The sequence below is a fragment of the Paraburkholderia sp. SIMBA_030 genome, assembly GCF_046535245.1.
Taxonomy (GTDB): Bacteria; Pseudomonadota; Gammaproteobacteria; order Burkholderiales; family Burkholderiaceae; genus Paraburkholderia.
In genome coordinates, this window is sequence record NZ_JAWRXB010001125.1 from 1 (window position 1) to 253 (window position 253).

Here is a 253-nt window from a genome sequence, read left to right on the forward strand (position 1 = left end):
GACACGACGCCAGGCGCCACCGACGACGCCAAGCCTGTCGAGGTGATCTACGACATCAGCAAGGCGCCGGAGCCGGTGCGCAAAATGCGCCAGCAGATCGTCGAGGCGGCGGCTTCCGGCGATCTGGAGCGGCTGCGCCCGCTGATGGGCACAGGCGCGCAGCAGACGCAGGTGACCGTCGGCGAGCCGACGGACGACCCGATCGGAACGCTGAAGGATCTCTCCGGCGACCCTGATGGCGACGAAATCCTCG

General features: G+C 68.4%; 1 protein-coding gene. It reads left to right on the forward strand.

All coding sequences use genetic code 11. The features are described from left to right. Positions 1-253 (forward strand): hypothetical protein (locus SB772_RS43525; RefSeq protein WP_410838969.1); only part of this gene is annotated, 253 nt, incomplete at both ends.